The organism is Lagierella sp. ICN-221743 (assembly GCF_037890055.1).
In the GTDB taxonomy this organism is placed as follows: Bacteria; Bacillota; Clostridia; order Tissierellales; family Peptoniphilaceae; genus Mediannikoviicoccus.
On the sequence record NZ_JBBKBD010000063.1, the window covers coordinates 1 to 471 of the forward strand.

Here is a 471-nt window from a genome sequence, read left to right on the forward strand (position 1 = left end):
TTCGCCTCCTAGTGCCAAGGCATTCGCCTTATGCCCTTTGTCGCTTGACCGGAAATATTTTTACTTTTCCTTTTTCTTGCTTTATTGTCTATTGCTTATTCTGTTTTCAATGTTCTATGGTGGGCCTGGGTGGACTCGAACCACCGACCTCACGCTTATCAGGCGTGCGCTCTAACCACCTGAGCTACAGGCCCATATGGTGGAGATGAGGAGAGTCGAACTCCTGACCTCCTGCTTGCAAGGCAGGCGCTCTCCCAACTGAGCTACACCCCCACATAGGTACTTTTGTTTTTGCTATTTAATTTGTTTTGGATGTTTGAGCTTCTTCGAAGCTCCGCTCTCCCTACGTGCTTTTCTTGCCAATCGAAGCTTTGCTTCTCTTGGGAAAAGACTGCATAAATGCTTCCTAGCCGCTCGCTTCGCTTGCGGGTAAGCATGTTAAACTGAGCTACACCCCCACATGGTTAAAGG

At 48.4% G+C, this 471-nt stretch carries 2 tRNA genes; both read right to left on the minus strand.

The window, feature by feature from the left end:
• Positions 1 to 117: 117 nt before the first annotated feature.
• Positions 118 to 194: transfer RNA gene (locus WKS98_RS09960), tRNA-Ile, on the minus strand.
• 3 nt (positions 195 to 197) lie between these two features.
• Positions 198 to 273, minus strand: a tRNA-Ala gene (locus tag WKS98_RS09965).
• Between the last annotated feature and the right edge of the window lie 198 nt (positions 274 to 471).